This window comes from Streptococcus lactarius, assembly GCF_016642265.1.
Classification (GTDB): Bacteria; Bacillota; Bacilli; order Lactobacillales; family Streptococcaceae; genus Streptococcus; species Streptococcus lactarius.
Map to the genome: position 1 here is coordinate 1 of NZ_MRXX01000016.1, position 5477 is coordinate 5477.

Sequence of the window (5477 nt, forward strand, 5' to 3'; positions counted from 1 at the left end):
GATTTCTGTCCCACACTCTTTTTTGCTTTTGTCAAACACTCCTTAGTCGCATTTTCAACAGATTTAGGGTACAATAGAAATACAATTTTCACGTATTGGAGGCCGTCATGTTTAAGTGGATCAAACGATTGTTTGGGATTTTTCTTCTTCTTTTTATCTTCTTAGTGGTTTTATTGGTTCCTGGTTCTGTTCCTGAGGGAGAACAGCTGAGAAATGTACAAGCAGGAAGTTCCATAGTGGACCTGGCAAAAAATGCTGCCTCAAATGGATCCGTTACCACAGAAGGATTATCAACTGAGCTGAGTCTAAATTCTGTGCAGCTCAGTCAAATCGTGAAAACTAGTGCTGGCGATGCACTTGAACATTCAGATTATCAAAAGATGGCCCTTGAGATGAATGGCAATGATCTTCATGTCAAAATTCCTGTTTCTATAGGGCCAGTTGATAGTTACCTGGATTTGACGATGACGACACAGGTTGAAAACAATGTGTTGACCAGCCACCTTACAGGTGCTAAATTAGGAAAATTACCGATTCCAAAATCTTTGGTTCTCAACTATTTAAAAGAGAAGGAGGGCCAGAACGGAGCCGATTTGACAGTGAATGATGACAACTTGACCCTCCAGCTCCCTCAAGCAGTCTATACTATTTCAAAAGCGCATGTTGAAAATGGGGCTGCCAAAGTGACCATTACCATTCCCTTGTACTAGTGATGTAAATAAGGGATCTAGGGATCCTTTTAGGGACTAGTCGGGGTGTGATAGTTTCGTCAGAGCAGTCAGTCATGAGAAACGGGTACTAGTTGATATAAAGAGGCTGGGACAAANNNNAATTCTAACGAATGACCGATTTCTGTCCCACTCTCTTTCTCGTTGGTAGCCATAGAAGGGAAGACAAGATGTTTTTAGAGCATTATTTTGACCGCTATACCTTTCAGCCTGAAAAAGGGCTGGCTTATGGGTTTAGAAAGACGGATACGGGATACATCTACCAGTGTTTGGTGGTAGAGGATAGCTTTTTGCTGAAGTTCTGGATCAAGAACCAGAAGATTTCCTTTAAAGTTTATGATCAGGATACGGGAGATGAATACATCCAGATCCATCTGGAACAACTCCAAGGAAATTTTGTCGGCCAAGTTCGCCAAGCTTGTCAGGAAAGCCTGGCAGCCATTCGGCAGGCTTGTTTCGAAGTGGAAGACTTTCTCTATCCTCAAGCAAAACGTCTCATGAACTATATTTCCCAGCGCTATCAAGGATCTATTGAGTATCTTTGGGAACGTTCTCCCAATTCAGGAGCTATTCGGCACCGAAAGACGCTCAAGTGGTATGGGGTTTTTATGACCATTGATTGGGAGAAATTGGATGCTGGCAAGTCTGGGAAAATTGAAGTTTTAAATGTTAAGGCTAATCAAGCTGCGGATTTAATACATGAGAAGGGGATTTATCCGGCTTTTCATATGAATAAGAAGTATTGGGTGAGCATCCCGCTAGACGATTCACTTACCGATGAAGAGCTATTTGCTCTAGTAGATACCAGTTGGCAACTTACGAAAAAAGGAACTTAAAATGAAATTGTTACACAAACTATCCTGGTTTTTTAGATTAGAAAAGAAACACTATCTGATTGGTATTTTATCCTTAATCCTGGTTAGTTTTTTTAATCTGATCCCTCCCAGAATCATGGGGGTCGTGATTGACCGGATCTATAAAAAAAGACTGTCGATGGGGCAATTGGCCCTGGATATTTTGCTCTTGGTAGTTGCGGCCCTTGCTATGTACGCTCTTCGTTTTATCTGGCGGCGCTATATTTTTGGGACAGCTAATAAGTTGGCTCGGATCTTGCGCTACCGTTTGTTCAAACAATTTACGCTCATGTCGCCTTCTTTTTACCAACGTTATCGGACAGGAGATCTCATGGCCCATGCGACCAACGATATCAATGCGGTAACCATGTATGCAGGTGGCGGTGTCATGTCTGCAGTTGATGCTTCTGTGACGGCCTTGGTCACCTTGGTGAGCATGTTTTTCATGATTGATTGGCGCTTGACCTTACTGGCGATTTTGCCCCTACCTTTCATGGTGGTTGTGACTTCTGCGATCGGTCGCAAAAATCACCAGGCCTTTAAAGAAGCCCAAGAAGCTTTTTCGGACTTAAACAATTTTGTTCAGGAATCAGTTTCTGGGGTCAAGGTGACCAAATCCTTCGGATTTCAGACAGATGAAATTCAGGCTTTTGAAAAGACCAATCAAATGGTTTTCGGCAAGAATATGCGATCAGCCAGTTATAATGCCTTATTTGATCCAACGACGCTTCTATTTGTTGGGTTGTCCTATGTGGTCACACTCTACTTTGGAGGGTTATTTGTCCAAGAAGGGTCCTTAAGCGTTGGGCAAATTGTAACCTTTATCACTTATCTTAATATGCTAGTGTGGCCGCTTCAAGCCATGGGCTTTTTGTTTAATATCAGTCAGAGGGCCAGTGTATCTTATGACCGTATTGAAAAGCTACTAGCAGAGTCTGCTGATATCAAGGACCCAGCTCAGCCTGTTACTGAAATTCAAAATGGAGACCTGGAATATCAGATTCAATCCTTTGCTTATGAGGATGAGCCGGTTCTGTCTCATATTCATTTTCGTCTAGAGAAGGGGCAAACTCTTGGGATTGTGGGACCGACTGGTTCTGGTAAAACGACCTTGCTGCGCCTCTTACTAAGGGAACACGACCTGGAGAAAGGCACGATCTTTCTCAATGGAGTCTCTCTCAAAGACTATCGTTTAGAGGATTTGCGTGGCCTGATCGGCTATGTCCCGCAAGACCAGATTCTATTTGCGATGACCATTCGTGAGAACGTAGCTTTTTCTGATCCTAAACTTTCAGAAGAAGCGCTGGTAGAGGCTTTAAAGATCTGTGATGTTTACGAGGATATTTTATCCATGCCAGATCAGCTAGAGACCGTGATTGGTGAGCGAGGTGTTTCACTGTCAGGAGGACAAAAACAGCGAATTGCTATGAGTCGGGCCTTGGTTATGGATCCGGAGATCTTGATTTTGGATGATTCCTTATCGGCAGTGGATGCCAAGACCGAGCATCAGATCATTGAAAATATGAAACAAAACCGGACTGGTAAAACAACGATTCTAACAGCCCATCGCTTATCGGCGATTGTTCATGCAGATGTGATCCTCGTGATGGAAAATGGACAGATCAAGGAACGTGGTAACCACGAAAGCTTGATTGAAGAAAAGGGTTGGTACTATGAAACCTACCAAGCCCAACAATTATCTCAAGAAATGGAGGGAAAGCTAAATGAAACTATCTGAAGCTAGTGTGATGAAGCGACTCTTGGCTTATATGTGGCGCTACAAATGGCTGACTGCACTGGCCTTGGCTTTTACCTTCCTAACCAGTCTTCTCTTAACAGCTATCCCTCTCGCGGCACGCTGGTTTATAGACAATCTGGTGGATCCCAAAGTGTCAACGGCTCCCGTCCTAACAGCTCTTCAGTTTTTGGCACTCTATTATGCCTTATTTGTTGCCCGGGTGCTGGCGACTTACCTGAGTCAAATCAGTTTTGCACGCGTGTCCAATTCCATTGTAAGAGATATTCGCTTGGATATTTTCCGGAACCTCCAAGGCCTTGGCATGTCCTTTTATGACCAGACAGCAGCAGGTTCCATTGTTTCGCGCGTGACCAATGATACCCAGGCAGTGGCAGATATGTTTTCTACCGTCTTTTCAAGTTTGGTTTCCTCTCTCTTGCTTTTTTTAGTGACTCTAGTAACCATGTTTAGTTTGGACTGGCATTTGACTATTTGGATCCTGCCGTTTCTGCCGATCATTTGGATTTCGATCAAGCTCTATCGCAAGTTTTCCAATCGATTGGTCAAAATGACCCGACAAAAATTATCGGATATCAATGTGAAATTAGCTGAATCCATTGAAGGCATGAGGATCGTACAGGCCTTTCGTCAAGAGAAGCGCCTGACCCAAGAGTTTGAGCAAATCAATGGTGAGCATTTGTCTTATGCCAATCGCTCCGTGGATGTCAATTCCATCTTTTTAAGGCCAGCTATGTCGCTCTTACAGGTCCTGGCTTATGCCGTTATTCTGACCTTCTTTGGACTCAATTGGCGCAATTCAGGCTTTACAGCAGGATTGATCTATGCCTTTATCCAGTACGTTAACCAGCTCTTTCAACCCTTGATTGATGTCACCCAGAATTTTGCGACCTTACAGACGTCAACAGTCTCTGCAGCGCGTGTCTTTGAGATGATGGATCGAACAGACTACGAACCCAAGCAAGCTGGATATCTAAACGAAATTGAGCGAGGAGATATTCACTTTGAGCACGTTTCCTTTTCATACGATGGGAAACGGGATGTTCTAAAAGATATCTCTTTTGAGGTCAAAAATGGAGAAACCATTGCCTTTGTTGGTCATACCGGTTCTGGGAAATCCTCAATCATCAATCTCTTTATGCGCTTTTATGAATTTGATCGTGGTCGGATCTTGATTGATGGAAATGATATCAAGGACTATCGTCAAGAAGCCTTGCGAAAATCCATCGGTCTGGTTCTGCAGGAGCCCTTTCTCTACCATGGATCCATTGCTTCAAATATCCGCATGTATCATCAAGAATTGACAGATGAGGAAATTCATCAAGCTGCAGAATTTGTGGATGTGGCAGATTTCATTGAAAGCCTTCCAGGAGCTTATGACCATCCTGTGACAGAACGTGGTTCGACCTTGTCTACTGGGCAACGCCAACTTCTTGCCTTTGCCCGGACGATTGCTGCCAAACCGAAGATCTTGATTCTAGATGAGGCCACAGCCAATATTGACCAGGAAACTGAAGAGATGATTCAAAGCTCTCTGAAGAAGATGCGACAGGGGCGGACGACCATTGCTATCGCCCACCGCCTTTCAACGATTCAAGATGCCAATTGCATCTATGTGCTCGATAAAGGAAAAATCATCGAATCGGGAAGCCATGAGGAGCTCATTGCTCTTAAAGGGACCTATAAGAAAATGTATGACCTGCAAGCTGGTATGATGCAGTAAAGGATGAGTGTTCATTCCAAATTTAACCTTGTATTTTTGATCTATTCGCAGTAAAATAAAGAAAAGAAGAAAAGGGAGTAAGGCATATGTCAAATGATTTCATCCTCATGGGAGTTGTGATTATCTTATTTGGACTCTATTTCACTCTGCAAGTCGAGCTCAATAAAGTAAGGAATCAACTGACCCATTTCCTCCTTCAACCGGGAAGCATTTCTAAGGAACAAAAAGAAAAGTATCTCAAGGCTCCAGAGATAGAAGCCATTCGCTTGATTCGTCTGGACTATCACATTGGCATTCAAAATGCAAGAGTGGTCTATCAACAGTTGAAGAAATAAAAGAGAGAGTGGGACAGAAATCGGTTATTCGTTAGAGTTCGATTTCGTCGTCCCACCTCCACAAAGTTGAGTAGGGATGTA

The 5477-nt window shown here is 43.3% G+C and carries 5 protein-coding genes; all 5 read left to right on the forward strand.

The window, feature by feature from the left end; all coding sequences use genetic code 11:
• Positions 1 to 107: 107 nt before the first annotated feature.
• A complete protein-coding gene (locus tag BTU61_RS09785) occupies positions 108 to 710 on the forward strand; it encodes a hypothetical protein (RefSeq protein WP_200773371.1) in 603 nt (200 codons plus the stop codon).
• A gap of 188 nt (positions 711 to 898) precedes the next feature.
• On the forward strand, positions 899 to 1564 hold the full coding sequence (locus BTU61_RS09790) for an MmcQ/YjbR family DNA-binding protein (protein ID WP_200773372.1): 666 nt from the start codon (positions 899 to 901) through the stop codon (positions 1562 to 1564).
• Between the two features lies 1 nt (position 1565).
• Positions 1566 to 3320: an ABC transporter ATP-binding protein gene (locus BTU61_RS09795; protein WP_200773373.1), complete on the forward strand. Its 1755-nt coding sequence runs from the start codon at positions 1566 to 1568 to the stop codon at positions 3318 to 3320.
• A complete protein-coding gene (locus tag BTU61_RS09800; protein WP_200773374.1) occupies positions 3307 to 5061 on the forward strand; it encodes an ABC transporter ATP-binding protein in 1755 nt (584 codons plus the stop codon). The genes BTU61_RS09795 and BTU61_RS09800 overlap by 14 nt, the downstream gene beginning before the upstream one ends.
• Positions 5062 to 5147: 86 nt before the next feature.
• Positions 5148 to 5396 carry a hypothetical protein gene (locus BTU61_RS09805; protein ID WP_200773375.1) on the forward strand — a complete coding sequence of 83 codons (249 nt, stop codon included), beginning with the start codon at positions 5148 to 5150 and terminating at the stop codon, positions 5394 to 5396.
• Positions 5397 to 5477: the final 81 nt, after the last annotated feature.